Raw genomic sequence first — 17,034 nt, forward strand, 5'->3', positions numbered from 1 at the left:
GGACCTGACCCGGCTGGCCGGTCTGGAAGCCGCCGGTGCACTGGTCGAGCTGGTCAACGACGACGGCACCATGCAGCGCTCGATAAGGACCGTGTTGGTCTCGACACGCCTCCGCCTAGCGGCTCCGGCGGCTCGACCGGCAGGGGCGGGTCGTGATCGCGAGCGTCGTGGTGCCGGCGCACAACGAGGCCAAGGGGCTGTCGGAGAACCTGACGGCCCTGCTCGACGGCATCCCCGAGGGTGCCGTCGAGGTGGTGGTCGTGTGCAACGGCTGCACCGACGACACCGCCGCGGTGGCTCGGAAGGTCCCGGGCGTACGCGTCCTGGAGATCGCCGAGGCCTCCAAGGCGCGCGCGGTCGAGGTCGGCAACGCCTCGGCCACGACCTATCCGCGGCTTCACCTCGATGCCGACGTACGCCTCACCGGCGACGACCTGCTCCGGCTGGTCGACGCGCTCGACGAGGACGGGGTGCTGGCCGTCGCGCCCGGGCGGAGCATCCCGACCGAGCACTCCTCCTGGCCGGTCCGTGCCTATTACCGCGTGTGGCAGGCCCTCCCCGCCGTACGTACCGGCTTGTTCGGCCGCGGGGCCTTCTGCCTCACCGCCGAGGGCCAGGCCCGGGTCGCCGGCACCACCGGTGCGGGGGCGATCCTGATGAACGACGACCTGGTCGCCTCGGAGCTGTTCACCCCCGCCGAGCGCCGTGTGGTCACCGACGCGACCGTGGTCGTGCGGCCGCCGCGTACGGTGAAAGACCTGGTCAGACGCAGGATCCGCGTCGCGACCGGCAACGCTCAAGCCGACGCCCACGGGGCGCGGCACGGATCCACCTCGTTCTCGGATCTCCTCAAGCTCGGGCTGCGTCAGCCTGCGATCGGACTTCGGGTTCCGGTCTTCATGACAGTCACCCTCGTCGCCCGGCTGCTCTCCCGCAGAGCGGTCCGGACCGGCGACTACACCACCTGGTTACGCGACGAGAGCTCGCGAGCCTGATCCGAGAAGGAGCACGACTGTGAAGCTGCGAACGGGACTGGCCGCGTTGCTCGGAGTTGTTCTTGTCACCCCTGTCATCTCGCTCGTCACCGCCACGAGCGCCAGTGCTGACCCGTGTGGCCCTGAGGGCAATGCGATCGCCTGCGAGAACAGCAAACCAGGAAGTCCCTCGAGCGAATGGGGCATCACCGGCGCCGGTGACAGCTCGATCCAAGGGTTCGCGACCGACATCAGTGTCGACGTGGGCAACCGGATCGACTTCAAGGTCGACACCGATGCCTCGGCGTACACGGTCACGATCTACCGGATGGGCTACTACGGCGGTGACGGCGCCCGTCGGATCACCTCGGTGACTCCGTCGGCGAGCCTGCCGCAGAACCAGCCGAACTGCTATCGCGACACCGCCACCGAGATCACCGACTGCGGCAACTGGGCGGTCTCGGCCTCCTGGAACGTGCCGGCGACCGCGGTCTCGGGCGTCTATGTCGCCAAGCTGGATCGCGCCGACACCAACGAGTCGAGCCACATCACCTTCATCGTCCGCGACGACGACAGTCACTCCGACGTGGTCTTCCAGACCTCGGACACCACCTGGCAGGCCTACAACAACTACGGCGGGTCCAGCTTCTACACCGGCGGCGGGAACGGCCGGGCCTACAAGCTCAGCTACAACCGACCGTTCTCGACCCGCTCCGGCGGGACGTCCCACGACTTCTTCTTCGCCAACGAGTACCCGCTGGTGCGGTTCCTCGAGCGCAACGGCTACGACGTCAGCTACATCTCGGGCATCGACACCGACCGTCACGGCGGGCTGCTCACCAACCACGAGACCTTCCTCAGCGTCGGGCACGACGAATACTGGAGCGGGCAGCAGCGGGCCAACGTCGAGGCCGCCCGGGACGCGGGCGTGAACCTGCAGTTCCTCAGCGGCAACGAGGTCTACTGGCGGACCCGCTACGAGGCCTCGAAGGACGGCACCAACACGCCCTACCGGACCCTGGTCACCTATAAGGAGTCCTGGGCGCAGGCCAAGCTCGACCCGGCGCCGGAGTCGACCGGCACCTGGCGCGACCCGCGCTACACCCCCAAGAGCCTGGGCGGCGGGAAGCCGGAGAACTCCCTGACCGGCACCATCTTCATGTCCAACCTGACCGACCTGCCGGTGACGGTGAAGAAGTCCCAGGGCGGGCTGCGGCTGTGGCGCAACACCGGGCTGTCCTCGATGACCGCCGACCAGACCGAGCTGGCGCCACACACGGTCGGCTATGAGTCCGACGAGGACCAGGACAACGGGTTCCGACCACCCGGCCTGATCAGGATGTCGGAGACCACCGGGTTCATCGACAACCAGTACATGACCGACTTCGGCCGGACCACGGGCGACGGCACCACGACCCACGCACTCACGCTCTACCGTGCCGCCAGCGGCGCGCTCGTCTTCGGCGCGGGATCGGTGCAGTGGACCTGGGGCCTCGACTCCGAGCACGACAACCCGTACCACGACGAGACCGCCGACCGCCGGATGCAGCAGGCGCAGGTGAACCTGCTGGCCGACATGGACGCCCAGCCGACGACGCTGATGAGCGGCCTGGTCGCGGCGACCAAGACCACCGACACGACCGGTCCGTCGGTCGCCATCACGTCGCCGGCTGCCGGCTCGACACAGCCCAACGGCACCAAGGTGACGCTCACCGGCACCGCAACCGACACGGGCGGCGGCGTGGTCGCCGGAGTCGAGTACTCCCTCGACGACGGGACCTCGTGGCACCCGGCCACGGGGACGACCGCCTGGTCGGTGACGTACGTCCAGCCCGGGGTCGGCAGCACCCCGGTGCGGGTCCGCGCCGTCGACGACAGTGCCAACATCGGCACCGCCGTCAACCGGAGCTTCAACGTGACCTGCCCGTGCAGCATCCTCGGGCAGCGGGAGGTGCCGACGACGTGGAACGCCGTCACCAGCCCGGCGACACCGTCGGCCAACGACGGCGGTGCCGCCGAGCTCGGCCTGCGCTTCACCCCTCAGGCCGACGGGTACGTCGCGGGCGTCCGCTTCTTCAAGGGTGCCGGCAACACCGGCACCCACGTGGGCTCCCTGTGGAGCAGCAGCGGCGAGCGGCTGGCCCAGGTCACCTTCACCAACGAGTCGAGCGGCGGCTGGCAGTCGGCGACGTTCAGCCAGCCGGTCGCGGTCGCCGCGGGGGCGAGGTACACCGTCTCCTACACGGCTCCAGCCGGGCACTACGCCGTGGCGCCCTGGGCGTTCGCGGCGCAGGGGTTCGAGGCGTACCCGTTCGAGGTCGAGGGTGGCTACGGCGCCGCTCCGGCGGGGGTCTACGCGAATGCCGGGCAGTTCCCGGCGAGCTCTTACCAGAACCCCAACTACTTCGTGGACGTGCTGTTCACGACCACGGACAACTCGCCGCTGACCGCCACCAACCAGTGGCCGCTGGCCGACTCCTCCTCGGTCCCGCGCAACACGACGGTGAGCGCCCGGTTCACCAAGCCGGTCGTCGCCTCGTCGGTCGGGCTGCGGCTGACCGACTCCCTCGGCAACGTGGTGGCCGGGTCGACGGCCTATGACTCGACGACCAGGACGGTGACCTTCACCCCGTCGGCCAACCTCGCCGGGTTCGTCACCTACACCGCCACGCTCTCGGGGCAGGACAGCGGTGGGACGGCGGTCTCAACCGGGAAGACGTGGTCGTTCCGTACGGCCAAACCGCCGGCCACGGCAGGGGTCTGCCCGTGCTCGATCTATGACGAGGACGTCACACCGACGGTCCTCCAGGACCCGGAGAACGCGCAGTTGACGCTGGGCGTCAGGTTCCGCGCCGACGTGGCCGGCACCGTCACCGGGGTCAAGTTCTACAAGGGCGTCAACAACGCCGCCCCGCACACCGGCACCCTGTGGTCGGCCAACGGGGCGGTGCTCGCCCAGGGCACCTTCACCGGCGAGACGACCAGCGGCTGGCAGACGCTGACGTTCGCCGAGCCGGTGCAGATCCAGGCGAACACCGACTACATCGCCTCCTACCGCACCAACGGCTACTACTCGGCCACCCCGAACGCCTTCGCCTCGGCCGACCTGTCGAAGCCGCCGTTGCGGGTGACCTCGACGGCAGGGGCGTACGCCTATGGCACCGGCTTCCCGGCGGCGACCTCGCCCTCGAGCTACATGGTCGACGTCGTCTTCGAGAAGGGTGCGCCGACGCTGGCGATGACCTCGCGCAGCCCGGTTCCCGGGGCGGTCGAGGTGCCGCGCTCGAGCAACGTCGTGGCGTCGTTCTCCTCGGCGATCAGCTCGGGCTACACGATGTCGGCGACCTCGGGCGGCCAGTCCATCCCGGGGACGACGACGCTGAGCAACTCCGGGACGACGCTCACCTTCGACCCGACCTCCTCGCTGCCCGCATCCGCGGACGTGACGGTCACGCTCAGCGGGGTCACCTCGACCGAGGGGGCGAGTCTGCCCACGCAGACCTGGACGTTCCGGACCAGATCGGCGGAGACACCATCGAGCCAGACGCTCTTCGGTGACGTGGTGCCCGCGGTCGAGGCCCAGGACGACAGCTCTCCGGTCGAGGTCGGGACGGTGTTCAGTCCCACCCGAGACGGGCGGGTGACGGCGATCCGGTTCTACAAGGGAGCCGGCAACGGCGGCACGCACGTCGGGTCGCTGTGGAACATGGCCGGTCAGCGCCTCGCCCAGGTGACCTTCACCGGGGAGACCGCGTCCGGCTGGCAGCAGGCCACCTTGTCCAGTCCGGTCGAGGTGCAGGCAGGGGTGTCGTACATCGTCTCCTACCTGGCTCCGCAGGGGCACTATGCGACCACGTCGCAGTTCTTCGCGACCGCCTACTCCTCGGGTGACCTGACCGCTCCGGCGGGCAACAACGGTCGCTATCTCTACGGTGCCGCGGGCGGGTTCCCGCAGTACTCGTTCGGGTCGACGAACTACTTCGCCGACGTCGTCTTCGAGCGGGCGGGCCCGACCATCTCGGTCACCGAGCGAGCTCCGGAACCGGGCACGACCGAGGTGGCGACCTCGGTGACCCCGTCGATCACGTTCTCGACAGGGATCGCGAGCGGCTGGAACATGTCGGTCACGGCCAACGGGTCCTCGGTGGCGGGTTCAGCGGCGCTGAGCAGCGACGGACGTACGCTGCGCTTCACCCCGTCGGCGGCGCTGCCGTCCGGGGCGACGGTGTCGGTGACGGTCTCGGGGGTGGTCTCGACCGAAGGGGCGAACCTGCCCACGCAGACGTGGTCGTTCACGACTGTCCCGGCCGCCGTGACCGAGGTGTCGCTGTTCACCGGTGTGACGCCGCAGAACACCTCGACACTCGACATCATGCCGATCGAGCTCGGCACGGCCTTCAGGACGTCGGTGGCCGGCTCGGTGACCGCGATCCGGTTCTACAAGGGCACCGGCAACACCGGCACCCACACCGGCTCGCTGTGGAACTCGGCAGGCACCCGGATCGCCCAGGTGACCTTCACCAACGAGACCGCGACCGGATGGCAGACGGCCACGTTGCCGACACCGGTCGCGCTCACGCCGGGGGCGACGTACGTCGTGTCCTACTACGCGCCCAACGGGCGCTACGCCTCGACGCCCGCCGCCCTCACCCAGTCTCGGACGGTCGGCCCGCTGACGGCTCCGGGCGGAGCCAACGGCAGGTATCGGTACGGGTCCGGAGGGGGGCTCCCGAACCGATCCTGGAACTCCACGAACTACTTCGTGGACGTGAGGTTCCGCCCGGCGTCGCCGTAGGCCGGCTGAACGGTCCCTAATTGAAGGGATAGGTGGGGCGAGGCTCTTCGGAGCCTCGCCCGCGCCGATTTCATGGGCGACATGACTGATGTGGATCCGCTCGGCGTGGCAGTGGTCGGGGCCGGTTACTGGGGGCCCAACCTGGTCCGCAACTTCCGGAACGCACGCGACTGGACGCTGGTCGCGGTGGTCGACCTGGAACTCGCGCGGGCCCAGGAGGTGATCGGCGGCGGCACGGATGTGCTGGCCACGACCGACCTCGACGAGGTCCTCGCGCGCGAGGACGTGGACGCGATCGCGATCGCGACGCCCGCGGGCACGCATCGGCAGCTGGTCGAGCGGGCGCTGCGGGCCGGGAAGCACGTGCTCGTCGAGAAGCCGCTGGCCGACGACGTGGAGTCCGGGCGGAGCATGGTCGAGGCCGCGCGCGCCAACGATCTCGTGCTGATGGCCGACCACACCTACTGCTACACGCCGGTCGTGCAGAAGATCCGCGAGCTGATCGAGGACGGGTCGCTCGGCGAGATCCTGTTCGTCGACTCGGTGCGGATCAACCTCGGGCTGGTGCAGCCCGACGTCGACGTCTTCTGGGACCTGGCTCCGCACGACCTCTCCATCCTCGACTTCATCCTGCCCGGCGGGCTGCGCCCCACCGGGGTCGCCGCGCACGGCGCCGACCCGCTCCGGGCGGGCAAGTCCTGCGTCGGCTACCTGACCCTGCCGCTGGAGGGCGGGGCGATGGCCCACGTCCACGTCAACTGGCTCAGCCCCACCAAGATCAGGCAGATGGTGATCGGCGGGAGCCGGCGTACGTTGGTCTGGGACGACCTCAACCCGCAACAGCGGCTCAGCGTCTTCGACCGCGGCGTCGACCTGGTCCAGCAGAGCGTGGACATCGCCGACCGCGCCGCCGCGACGATCTCCTACCGGCTGGGCGACACCTGGGCGCCCGCGCTGCCCGAGTACGAGGCGCTCTCCCGGATGGTCGGCGAGTTCGCCGAGGCGATCCGGCAGGGCCGTACGCCGCGTACCGACGGAGCCGCCGGGCTCCGTGTCCTCTCCGTCCTGGAGGCGGCCCAGACCAGCCTCCGAGCCCGTGGCGCCCTCGTCGAGGTGGCCGCCGAGACCCCGACCCTGGAGCTGATCCGATGACCTCTCCCGACCTCACGAAACTGAACGGTGCGAACGTCCTGGTCACCGGAGGTGCGGGCACGATCGCCTCCACCATCGTGGACCAGCTCCTCGACGCCGGGGTCGCGCACGTCGACGTGCTCGACAGCCTGATCCGGGGACGCAAGGCCAACCTCGACGACGCCCTCGCCACCGGTCGGGTGCGGCTCGTGGAGGGCGACATCCGCGACCGGGACCTGGTCGGCGACCTCACCGCCGGCAAGGACCTCGTCTTCCACCAGGCCGCCATCCGGATCACGCTGTGTGCCGAGGAGCCTCGGCTGGCCAACGAGGTGCTCGTCGACGGCACCTTCAACGTGGTCGAGGCCGCCGTGCAGGCACGGGTGGACAAGCTGATCTACGCCTCCTCGGCCTCGGTCTTCGGGCTCGCCGAGGAGTTCCCGACGCCGGAGGGGCACCACCACAACAACAACGACACCCTCTACGGGGCCGCGAAGTCCTACAACGAGGGGCTGGTGCGGTCCTTCCGGGCGATGCACGGGCTCGACTACGTCGGGCTGCGCTACTTCAACGTCTACGGACCCCGGATGGACGTCCACGGCGCCTACACCGAGGTGCTGGTGCGGTGGATGGAGCGGATCGCCGACGGCAAGCCGCCGCTGATCTTCGGCGACGGGCGCCAGACGATGGACTTCGTCTGCGTCCCCGACATCGCCCGCGCCAACATCCTGGCGGCCGCCTCGGACGTGAAGGAGGGCGTCTACAACATCGCCTCCGGCACCGAGACCTCGCTGCTGGAGCTGGCCGAGGCGCTGCTGCGGGCGATGGACTCGCCGCTCGGCGTCGAGCACGGTCCGGAGCGAGCGGTCAACGGGGTCACCCGACGGCTCGCCTCCATCTCCGCGGCCCGCGAGGACCTGGGCTGGTCCCCGACGATCGGGCTCGAGGAGGGGCTGCGCCGGCTCGTCGAGTGGTGGGCGCCGCTGCGCTCCGAGATCGCCGCCGGGCGGGCTCTCCAGGGTGGCGTGTCGTGAACCGGATCAACGTCATGCAGCCCTGGCTGGGCGAGGAGGAGGTCGAGGCGGTCGCCGAGGTGCTCCGCTCCGGCTGGGTCGCCCAGGGGCCGCGTGTGGCCGAGTTCGAGCGCCGCTTCGCCTCCTCGCAGCAGGCCGCGCACGCGGTCGCCACCTCGAGCTGCACCACGGCGCTCCATCTGGCGCTGGTCGTGGCGGGGGTGAGCCCCGGTGACGACGTGGTCGTCCCGTCCTTCTCGTTCATCGCGACCGCCAACGCGGCGGTGTACGTCGGTGCCCGGCCGGTCTTCGCCGACGTCTCGCCGGTCACCGGGAACCTCACCGCCGAGACGGTCCGGGAGGCCCTCACGCCGCGGACCACCGCGGTGATCGTGGTCGACCAGGGCGGGGTGCCGGTCGACCTGGACGCGATCCGGGAGGTCTGCGACCCGCTCGACATCATGGTCGTCGAGGACGCCGCCTGCGGCGCCGGGTCGACCTACCGAGGTCGTCCCGTGGGCGCGGGAGCGGAGATCGCCGCCTGGTCCTTCCACCCCCGCAAGATCCTCACCACAGGCGAGGGCGGGATGCTCACCACCTCGCGCGCTGACCTGGCCGAGCGAGCGCGCCGGCTGCGCGAGCACGCGATGAGCGTCTCCGCCGCCGACCGGCACGCCAGCCTGGTCTCGCCACCGGAGTCCTACGACGAGGTCGGCTTCAACTTCCGGATGACGGACCTGCAGGCCGCTGTCGGCCTGGTTCAGCTCGACCGGCTGCCCGAGGTCGTCGCCCGGCGCCGCGAGCTGGCCGCGGTCTACGCGAAGTCGGTCGCCGAGATCGGCGGGCTGCGCGCCGTCGCCGACCCGGCCTGGGGGACCAGCAACTTCCAGTCGTTCTGGATCGAGGTGGGGTACCCCTACGGGCTGGACCGGGAGGGGCTGCTGAGCGCCCTGGCCGAGGCCGGGATCTCGGCGCGACGCGGGATCATGGCGTCGCACCGGCAGCCTGCGTACGCCTCGCCGTCCCTCAGCCTCCCGGCCACCGAGCACCTCACCGACAACACGCTCATCCTGCCGCTCTTCCACCAGATCTCGGACTCGGAGCAGGCGCGGGTCATCGACGTACTCCGGCAGGGGGGAGGGCGTCGATGACCACGCTGGTTCTCGTCGCGGCCAGCGGGCTCGCCGGGGAGGTCGCGGCAGCGGCGGAGTACGACGAGATCGTCGCCGTCGACGACGACCGCGAGCGCTGGGGCCAGATGATCGGCTCGGTCGACGGAACCGGCGGGGTCAAGGTCATCGGGCCGATCGAGGTCGCCACCGACTGCGGTGACGACCTGGTCATCTGCGCCGGGGCCGGGTCGACGCGCCGACGCCTCTACAACCGGCTGATCGGCTACGGGGTGGCGCCGGAGCGCTACGCGACCATCGTCCATCCCACCGCGTCGGTGCCGGCCGGCTGCGAGCTCGGTGCCGGGACCGTGCTGCTCGCCGGAGTCGTGCTGACAGCCGGCGTACGCGTCGGGCGCCATGTCGTCGCGATGCCCAACGCGGTCCTCACCCACGACGACATCGTCGGCGACTACGCGACCATCTGCGCCGGGGTGACCCTCGGCGGCGAGGTCGTGATCGGTGAGGCCGCCTACCTCGGGATGAGCTCCTCGGTGCGTCAGCGCACCACCGTCGGAGCCGACTCCGTCCTCGGCATGGGAGCGGTCCTGCTCCACGACCTGCCCGCCGGGGAGACCTGGGCCGGAGTGCCCGCCCGCCGTCTCAATTCACGTCAGGAGCTGATCTGGTGAAGGTGCCGTTCGTCGACCTCGGGTCGCAGCAGTCGGAGATCGAGGACGAGGTACGCCTCGGGCTGGACCACGTCTTCTCGCGAACTGCATTCGTGGGAGGACCGGAGGTCACCGCCTTCGAGAAGGAGTATGCGGCCTACGTCGGAGCAGGCCACTGCGTCGGCGTCGGCAACGGGACCGACGCGCTCGAGCTCGCGATGCGAGCCGTCGGGGTGCGGCCCGGTGGCGAGGTGATCGTGCCCGCCAACACCTTCGTCGCGACCGCCGAGGCGGCCAGCCGGATCGGGGCCGTACCGGTGCCCGTCGACGTCGACGAGTCGCATCTGCTGATCGACCCCGTCGCGGTGGAGCGGGCGCTCACGTCGCGTACGCAGGCGATCGTGCCGGTGCATCTGTTCGGACAGACCGCGTTCGTGGAGCAGCTGCTCCCGCTCGCGGAGGCCGCCGGGATCCCGGTGATCGAGGATGCCGCGCAGTCGCAGGGCGCCCGTCGCCACGGCCGGCCGAGCGGCTCGCTCGCCATCGTCGCGGCGACCAGCTTCTACCCCGGCAAGAACCTCGGCGCGGCCGGCGACGCCGGAGCGGTGACGACCTCCGACCCGGAGATCGCACGGATGGTCCGGCTGCTCGCGGCGCACGGCTCGGAGACCAAGTACGTCCACGAGGTCGTCGGGATGAACTCCCGCCTCGACACGATCCAGGCCGTCGTGCTCGCCGCGAAGCTGGCCCGTCTGGAGAAGTGGAACGAGCTGCGCCGACAGGCCGCCGACCGCTACCACCGTCTTCTCTCCGGCGTTCCTGGGCTCCGGGTGCCCGAGTCGGCGCCGGGCAACCTCGACGTCTGGCATCTCTATGTCGTCCGGGTCGGTGACCGTGACCGGGTGCTGGCCGCGCTGCTGGAGGCCGGGATCGGCACCGGGATCCACTATCCGTTCCCGGTGCATCTGACTGCGGCGTACGCCTCGCTGGGGTTCGGCGAGGGCTCCTTCCCGGTCGCGGAGCGGGCGGCGGGCGAGATCCTGTCGCTGCCGATGTTCCCGCACCTGAGCCCGGAGCAGCAGGAGTACGTCGCCGACGTGCTCATCGCGGCGGTGAGGCATGGGTGAGGTGCGTACACCGGTCTCGATCGTCTGTGTCTACAACGACCCGGCGGTGCTGGAGTCCTGCCTGGCGGCCTCGATCAAAGCCGCTCCGGGAGCATCGCGGCAGACCGAGGTGATCCCCGTCGACAACGTCTCGGGTGCGTTCGCGAGCGCCGGCGCGGCGCTCAACCACGGCGCCCGGATGGCACGCAACGAGGTCGTCGTCTTTGTCCACCAGGACGTCTATCTGCACTCGCTGCCCGCGCTGGAGGCCGCCGCCGCGACGCTCCTCGCCGACCCCTCGCTGGGGGTCCTGGGGGCGGTCGGGGTCGACCACCGCGGCGAGGTCGTGGGTGCGGTGCGCGACCGGGTCGTCCCGCTCGGCCGCTCCACCTCGGTCCCGGTCGACGTCGACTCCCTCGACGAGGTGCTCTTCATGGTCACCCGCTCACAGGTGCTGCGCGAGCCGCTCTCGGAGTCGCCCGACCTCGCCTGGCACGCGTACGCCGTGGAGTACTGCCTCCGCATGCGCGCCTCCGGCCGTCGCGCCGCCGCCGTCGACATCCCGCTGACCCACAACAGCATGACCACCAACCTCGCCCGCCTCGACGTCGCGCATCGCAGCGTCGGCCACACCTACGCGAGCCTGGTGCCCGTCCGGACGACGTGCGGGATCGTCGGTGGTGAGCACGGTGCCGGGGCCACGTCCTGGCCGGTCCGGCGCGCCCGCGGTGCGCGGACCTTCTGGGGCGAGTCCGTCCGCGCCCGTCGGGTGAGCCGCTCGCTGCGCGGCGTCCCGCAGGATCGTGGCCATGCTCGTGGGCGTCAGGTGGTGCTCGCCGACATCCGGCTGCTCGTCGACGACGTCGCCCGGCTCGCCGGCAGCTCCTCGATCCGCGTCGTCGACCCCACCCGCGACGGCACCGTCGGCGAGGCCGAGGGTCTGGAGCGCAACGGCATCGCCTTCTCCGCCGCCACCCTCCGCTGGCCCGGCGTCGTCGCCGCTGTCGCCGCGACCGCCCCCTCCGAGCTGCTCCTGGTCTCCGGCCTGCGGCCCGAGGAGATCGCCCCCCTCGCCGCCACCGCGACCGGCCCCTACGTCGTCGGCCTCGCCCGCGACACCGGCCTCTGGCTCCTCCTCGGCGCCGACCCGGCTGCTCTCGCCCCGCTGTGGAGCCGGCCGCGCAACCGGCCGTTCTTCGTGGGGTGAGGGGTGCAGGGATACCCGGTTAACCGGGTATCCCTGCACTTCTCAGGCAATGCAATGCCAGAGAAGTGCAGGAAATGCCAGAGAAGTCCGCCCACTTCAGCCGTGCGCAGGGCAATGGGCGGAAACATGGGCGACTGAAAATGTCGGTGGCCGTCGGCAGGATGCAGAGCATGACACTCTCATTCGACGATTCTCGGCTCACTCCGATCGCCCTTCGCAAGGAGCTGCTCGACAACGGGCACAGCGACAGATCTCTGGCGCAGGCATTACGTACGGGTGCGCTCGCGAGGCCGCGGCGCGGCGCCTACGTGGATGGGAGTCTCTGGGAGGGGCTTTCGGAGCAGGATCGGTACGCGGTCCGCTGCCGTGCGGCGTACCGGCAGTCGAAGACCGATGTGGTCCTGTCACACGTCTCGGCCGTTCCCTTCCGTGATGGACCGCTGTGGGGTCTGGATCTCGAAGAGGTGCATCTGAGTCGTTCGGACCATCGCACCGGCCGGCGCGAAGCCGGCGTACGTCAACACAGCGGGAAGCTGCTCGAAGCGGATGTCGTGACGGAGAACGGCCTTCTGCTGACCTCGCCGGAGCGAACGGCCGTGGAGGTGACCACCGTGGCTCCGATGGTCGCGGCTCTCGGCGTCGTCAACGATCTCCTGCATCGGAAGATCACGACCCTCGAGCGCGTCAAGGCACGCTATGAGCTCTCGATGGACCATTGGCCGAACTCGCTGTCAACACAGGTCGTGCTGCGACTTGCGGACCCACGCATCGAGTCGCTCGCCGAGTCATTGTTCGTCGGAGTCGCGTGGCTGCAGAGCCTGCCGATGCCGATCCCGCAGTACGAGGTGACGGACTCCGAGGGGAAGACTCGGCGACTCGACTTCGCGCTTCCGGAGTTCGGCGTTTGGTTCGAGATCGACGGCAAGGTCAAGTACGAGCGGCCTTATCGGATCGGGGAGACAGCGACTGACGTGGTTCTCCGGGAGAAGCGCCGCCAAGAGCGGATCGCCGAGGCGACAGGGTGGCGCTGCATGCGGATCTCGTGGGCCGACCTGCAGGATCCCGTACGCCTGGCGGCTCGGATCCGCGCTTTCCTGGAGTCCGCCATGACCGCCCAGGTGCGGAGGAGCGCCTGAGGTCTCCGCCGCCGCACTGAGCTGCGGGCAGCCTCCGCAGTCACACGTGTCACAGCGCTCAGGCAATCCCTGCACTTCTCCGGTGTTGCATTGCCAGAGAAGTGCAGGGATACCCGGTTAACCGGGTATCCCTGCAGGCCGCCGGCGCAACCGCGCCCGAACCGCAGCGGCGGCCCACTCGGGGGCGAGGTCGCGGACGCGTCCGGCGCCGCCGCGGCGGGTCTGGCGCCACATGGAGATGCGGTCGGTGAGGGGCATCGCGCCGAGGAGGCCGGCGGTGATGTCGGCGCCGGTACGGCTGAACGGGTTGGTCGCCTGGACGGAGACGGTGAGCAGGTCGAGGTGGCCGCGGCCGCGGACGGGGGCGAGCAGGTCGTCGCCGAGGCGCTGAGGTGTCAGGTAGAGCGACTCGGCGTCCGCGACCCAGCCAGGGCCGGTGTGACACTCGAGAATCGCCTGGGCGGTCGCGGTGCCGCGCGAGACCCGTTCACGCGGGCGGCGGACCAGGTCGAGGAGGGTGTCGCGCAGCTGGTCGGCGCTCTTCGGGCGGAGCATCAGGTGGTCGATCCCGGGAGAGTCCGAGCCCCAGACCGCACACTCTGGCCGGTGCCCGCGGAAGGTGACGACGGGGTTGCCGAGGCCGCCGGACTCGAGCAGCGAGGTGAGGCCGGCGAACGGGAACGAGTCGAGGTAGACGTCGGCGGCATGGTGGAGCGGGGCCACGTCGGGGAGCATGCCGACGGCCTGGATCCGGCCGGACGTACGCCGTGCCAGCCCGGCCCACGGCTCCGACTCCGGGTTGGGGCCGGCGACCCGCCACTGCAGGCGGGGTTCGGCGGCCACGGCGGCCTCGACGGCCGCCAGGTAGGTGTCGCCGCCCTGGAACTTGCTCGAGTCGGCCGCGGTGACGACCAGCACGTCGGAGGCGCGTACGTTCCACTGCGGCTTCGCGGTCTCGCGACGCTTGGTCCGGCCGCGGACGGACAGCGGCCGGTTGCGTACGATCGACCGCTCCATCGGCAGGCCGCGACGGTGCTGGGCGAGGTCCTGGCCGCTGCGCCGCAGGTGGACGACCCGGTCATAGGCCCGCACCCCGACCCAGAAGACGTGGTCGGTGTTGTCGATGTAGACGACGGGAGGCAGGTCGCGGCGGTCGGCGAAGGCGAGCGCGGGGACCACGTCGAAGGGGTGGCAGTGGGAGACCACCAGGTCGGCGGTAGAAGCGAGCGCACGCAGCCGGGCGGCGCGGTGGAGCAGGCTCCCGGGCGTGGTGTCGAGCATGGTCAGGCCGACGCGGTCCCCGAGCCTGGAGGCGATCTTGGCCGGCACCGGCGAGGTCATCTGCCGGGTGGCGACGATCTCGTGGGACCGGTCGGCGAGCTGGTCGGTCCAGCCGGCGATGATCTGGGTGTGCCCGCCGCTCTGGTACATCTGCGTGACCACGTGCAGCGTGCGCCGCGGCCGGGTCGGCACGGCCACGGACGGGAGCGAGCGGCCCAGCTCGGTGAGAAGCAGCTCGAGGGGCTCGTACGCGAACCAGCCGGTGTGGTTGCCCCAGGCGAACTCGGCCGCGGCCTGGGCCAGGGCGGCCGCGCGCTGCGGACGTCGTCGCGCGGCTGCTGCCGCGGCGGCGTACATCTCCTCCAGGGTTTCGTGGTTGTCGTCGAGACGGTCAGACATGGACGTCCTCGTTCAGTGTCGTGGGGGGCTCACTGGGGGTGGGGGAGCCGGCTCCGGAGCGGAACCAGCGGACGTCCTCGCGTCGGCGTCGCAACAGCACCGCCCACACGGCGGCGAGCACCAGGCCGGTGACCGCGCAGGTCACCCAGACCGACGGCTGTGCGACGCGCATCCCGACGGCCGCGGCCCATACGCAGAGCGCACCGAGGGCCGGCAGGGCGGCTCCGGCGGCGAGGCCACCGAGCCCGACCCCGGCCCGCGCGAGGTAGAAGAGATGCAGCGGCAGAATGACGACGAGGCCGACCGTGAACGTCGCCAGCCCGACCCCACCGACGCCGTCCCACGCCGCCCCCGCCAGCAACGCCGGCACCAGGGCGATCAGCCAGACGATCTGGATCGTCATCAGGCTGCGCGTCGACCCGGCGATGACCAGGAAGTCGTAGGCGAGCTCGAAGGAGATCCGCAGCACGGCGAGCGCGCCGAGCCAGAGGAGCGGCGCCGCGGCCGCCTGCCAGACGCTGCCGTAGACGAGCCCGATCACCTCCGGTGCCAGCGCGGCCAGCGCCGAGCAGCCCGGCAGCGTCACGGTCAGCACCAGCGCGGAGAGGCGGGAGAAGGCCCGCCTCATACCAACGGGATCGTGCTGCAGCCGAGCGAAGATCACCGGTGTGACCTGCCGCAACGGCTTCGACAGCATCGTGACCGGCCAGCTGGAGAGGTTGAAGGCGACCACGTAGAACCCGAGTGCGGTCGCACCCAGCATGCCGCCGATGACGATCTGGTCGGCGAACCCCACAGCGAAGACCAGGATGCTGGTCACCGCCAGCGGGGCACCGAAGCGAAGCAGCGTGACCGCGTGGGGTCGGGAGAGCCCCAGACGCCACGGCAGCGGCGACATCCGCAGGAACATCACCGTGGTGACGGATACACCGAGAAGATGACCGATGACCAGGGAGTACGGACCGGCGCCGGCCAGCGCGAGCCCGAGCATGACCGGAACCGCCACGAGCGTGGCCATCTGGTCGATGAGCATCCGCTTGCCCTGCATCAGGTTGCGCTGCAGCAGCGCCGCGGGCGTGGCGCTGATCCCGCTGAGCACCACCGGGACCGCGAAGAGAGCAACCAGCACCGCCGCGTCCGGCTCGCCCATCGCCCGCGCATAGGGGCCGGCGCCGATCACCATCCCCGCGGCGATGAGCAGGCTGGCCGCGACCGAGATCGTGGTCACCGTCGGCGCGATCTCGCGCGGGTCGTCCTTCCAGCGCACCACCGCGAGGCTGACGCCGAGCTCGTTGAAGCTCAGCACCGCCATCAGGGCGAGGAAGGCGACGGCGTACGTCCCGTAGCTCTCCGGCCCGAGCAGCCGCGCGACGAGGATGCCGACGACCATCGTGCCGAGCTTGGTCACCGCCGTGTTGGCGATGCTCCAGGCGAGGGCGGTGTGGGGGCGGGTCTCAGCCAAGGTCGGTCTCCGGCGGCGTCTCGGCGCGGCGTGCCTTGCGCCGCAGCAGGATCGGGTCGATGCGTACGACCAGGTAGAGGGTGGCGGCGGCGCCGAGCATCCCGGAGACGGCGAACGCCCGCTTCGAGCTCCCGCCGACGGGGTAGACGACGGTCGAGCCGGGCGCTTCCTTGGTGGTCATCCGGAACGCCTTGGCCACCTGGTACTCGTCCTGCACCCGGTCGAGCGCGGCCGTCATCTCCTCGACCAGCTGCTCCTTGCGGGTGCGCACGGTCTCCGGGTCGGAGCCGACGACCTCGATGATCAACCACTGGTCGGTGTAGTTGGGCGCCCACTGGCCGCCGGTGTCGGGGAGCCGGACGGTCCAGCCGTCACGTACGCCCATCCCGATCAGCCCCGCGTCGGTGGCGGTGAACTTCGGGATCTGCCGGGTGCCGACGACGAGCTTGCCGACCACGCCGGCGGTGATCACCAGGTCCTCGGAGGTCGCCCGCAGCGCGTTGGGATACTGCGCGTTCTTCGGAGCCAGGAAGACCAGGTCCGTACGTGTCCAGTACACGCTGCGGTCCTGGCTCGCGTAGTTCGCGGCGGCGAGGGTGAGGATCGCGCCGACCACCACGATCGGCCATCGTCGGACCATCGCCCGCAGCAGGTCCCACAGCGCCATGGTCGGAACGCTAGGTCCGTCGGGGCCGAGTCAGCCCAGGTCAGCGGGGTCATCGCCCAAATCGGGTAGGACGTCGGCGAGGT

Annotated in this window: 12 protein-coding genes; 9 read left to right on the forward strand and 3 right to left on the reverse strand. The window is 70.6% G+C overall.

The features are described 5' to 3' along the window. The first annotated feature begins 152 nt into the window (after positions 1–152). From ABTX24_RS28880 to ABTX24_RS28920, 9 genes are all read left to right on the forward strand, one after another. On the forward strand, positions 153–995 hold the full coding sequence (locus ABTX24_RS28880; protein WP_350844572.1) for a glycosyltransferase family 2 protein: 843 nt from the start codon (positions 153–155) through the stop codon (positions 993–995). Positions 996–1,014: 19 nt separating this feature from the next. Beyond that, complete coding sequence (locus ABTX24_RS28885) at positions 1,015–5,769, forward strand: DUF4082 domain-containing protein (RefSeq protein WP_160025074.1); 4,755 nt, start codon at positions 1,015–1,017, stop codon at positions 5,767–5,769. Positions 5,770–5,850: 81 nt separating this feature from the next. Beyond that, positions 5,851–6,921: a Gfo/Idh/MocA family protein gene (locus tag ABTX24_RS28890; RefSeq protein WP_350844574.1), complete on the forward strand. Its 1,071-nt coding sequence runs from the start codon at positions 5,851–5,853 to the stop codon at positions 6,919–6,921. Continuing rightward, positions 6,918–7,934: an NAD-dependent epimerase/dehydratase family protein gene (locus ABTX24_RS28895; protein WP_350844576.1), complete on the forward strand. Its 1,017-nt coding sequence runs from the start codon at positions 6,918–6,920 to the stop codon at positions 7,932–7,934. Before ABTX24_RS28890 ends, ABTX24_RS28895 begins: the two co-directional genes overlap by 4 nt. Next, positions 7,931–9,064, forward strand: a complete 1,134-nt coding sequence (locus ABTX24_RS28900; protein WP_350844578.1) for a DegT/DnrJ/EryC1/StrS family aminotransferase — start codon at positions 7,931–7,933, stop codon at positions 9,062–9,064. Before ABTX24_RS28895 ends, ABTX24_RS28900 begins: the two co-directional genes overlap by 4 nt. Continuing rightward, positions 9,061–9,714 (forward strand): LbetaH domain-containing protein, encoded by a 654-nt coding sequence (locus ABTX24_RS28905; RefSeq protein ID WP_160025071.1) that lies wholly within the window; start codon positions 9,061–9,063, stop codon positions 9,712–9,714. Before ABTX24_RS28900 ends, ABTX24_RS28905 begins: the two co-directional genes overlap by 4 nt. After that, a complete protein-coding gene (locus tag ABTX24_RS28910; RefSeq protein ID WP_350844580.1) occupies positions 9,711–10,820 on the forward strand; it encodes a DegT/DnrJ/EryC1/StrS family aminotransferase in 1,110 nt (369 codons plus the stop codon). Before ABTX24_RS28905 ends, ABTX24_RS28910 begins: the two co-directional genes overlap by 4 nt. Next, positions 10,813–12,006, forward strand: coding sequence for a glycosyltransferase (locus tag ABTX24_RS28915; protein WP_350844582.1), 1,194 nt, complete (start codon positions 10,813–10,815; stop codon positions 12,004–12,006). The genes ABTX24_RS28910 and ABTX24_RS28915 overlap by 8 nt, the downstream gene beginning before the upstream one ends. Positions 12,007–12,176: 170 nt before the next feature. After that, positions 12,177–13,142, forward strand: a complete 966-nt coding sequence (locus ABTX24_RS28920; protein ID WP_350844584.1) for a hypothetical protein — start codon at positions 12,177–12,179, stop codon at positions 13,140–13,142. A 117-nt stretch (positions 13,143–13,259) separates the two neighbouring features. On the opposite strand, the gene ABTX24_RS28925 is transcribed toward ABTX24_RS28920, so the two are convergent. From ABTX24_RS28925 to ABTX24_RS28935, 3 genes are read right to left on the reverse strand one after another with little or no spacing between them, the layout of a single operon-like run. Continuing rightward, a complete protein-coding gene (locus ABTX24_RS28925) occupies positions 13,260–14,822 on the reverse strand; it encodes a glycosyltransferase family 4 protein (protein ID WP_160025067.1) in 1,563 nt (520 codons plus the stop codon). Then, positions 14,815–16,284 carry a lipopolysaccharide biosynthesis protein gene (locus ABTX24_RS28930; protein WP_350844586.1) on the reverse strand — a complete coding sequence of 490 codons (1,470 nt, stop codon included), beginning with the start codon at positions 16,282–16,284 and terminating at the stop codon, positions 14,815–14,817. Before ABTX24_RS28930 ends, ABTX24_RS28925 begins: the two co-directional genes overlap by 8 nt. Continuing rightward, positions 16,277–16,951 (reverse strand): hypothetical protein, encoded by a 675-nt coding sequence (locus ABTX24_RS28935; RefSeq protein WP_160025065.1) that lies wholly within the window; start codon positions 16,949–16,951, stop codon positions 16,277–16,279. Before ABTX24_RS28935 ends, ABTX24_RS28930 begins: the two co-directional genes overlap by 8 nt. Positions 16,952–17,034: the final 83 nt, after the last annotated feature.

This window comes from Nocardioides sp. NPDC127514 (assembly GCF_040302125.1).
GTDB lineage: Bacteria > Actinomycetota > Actinomycetes > Propionibacteriales > Nocardioidaceae > Nocardioides.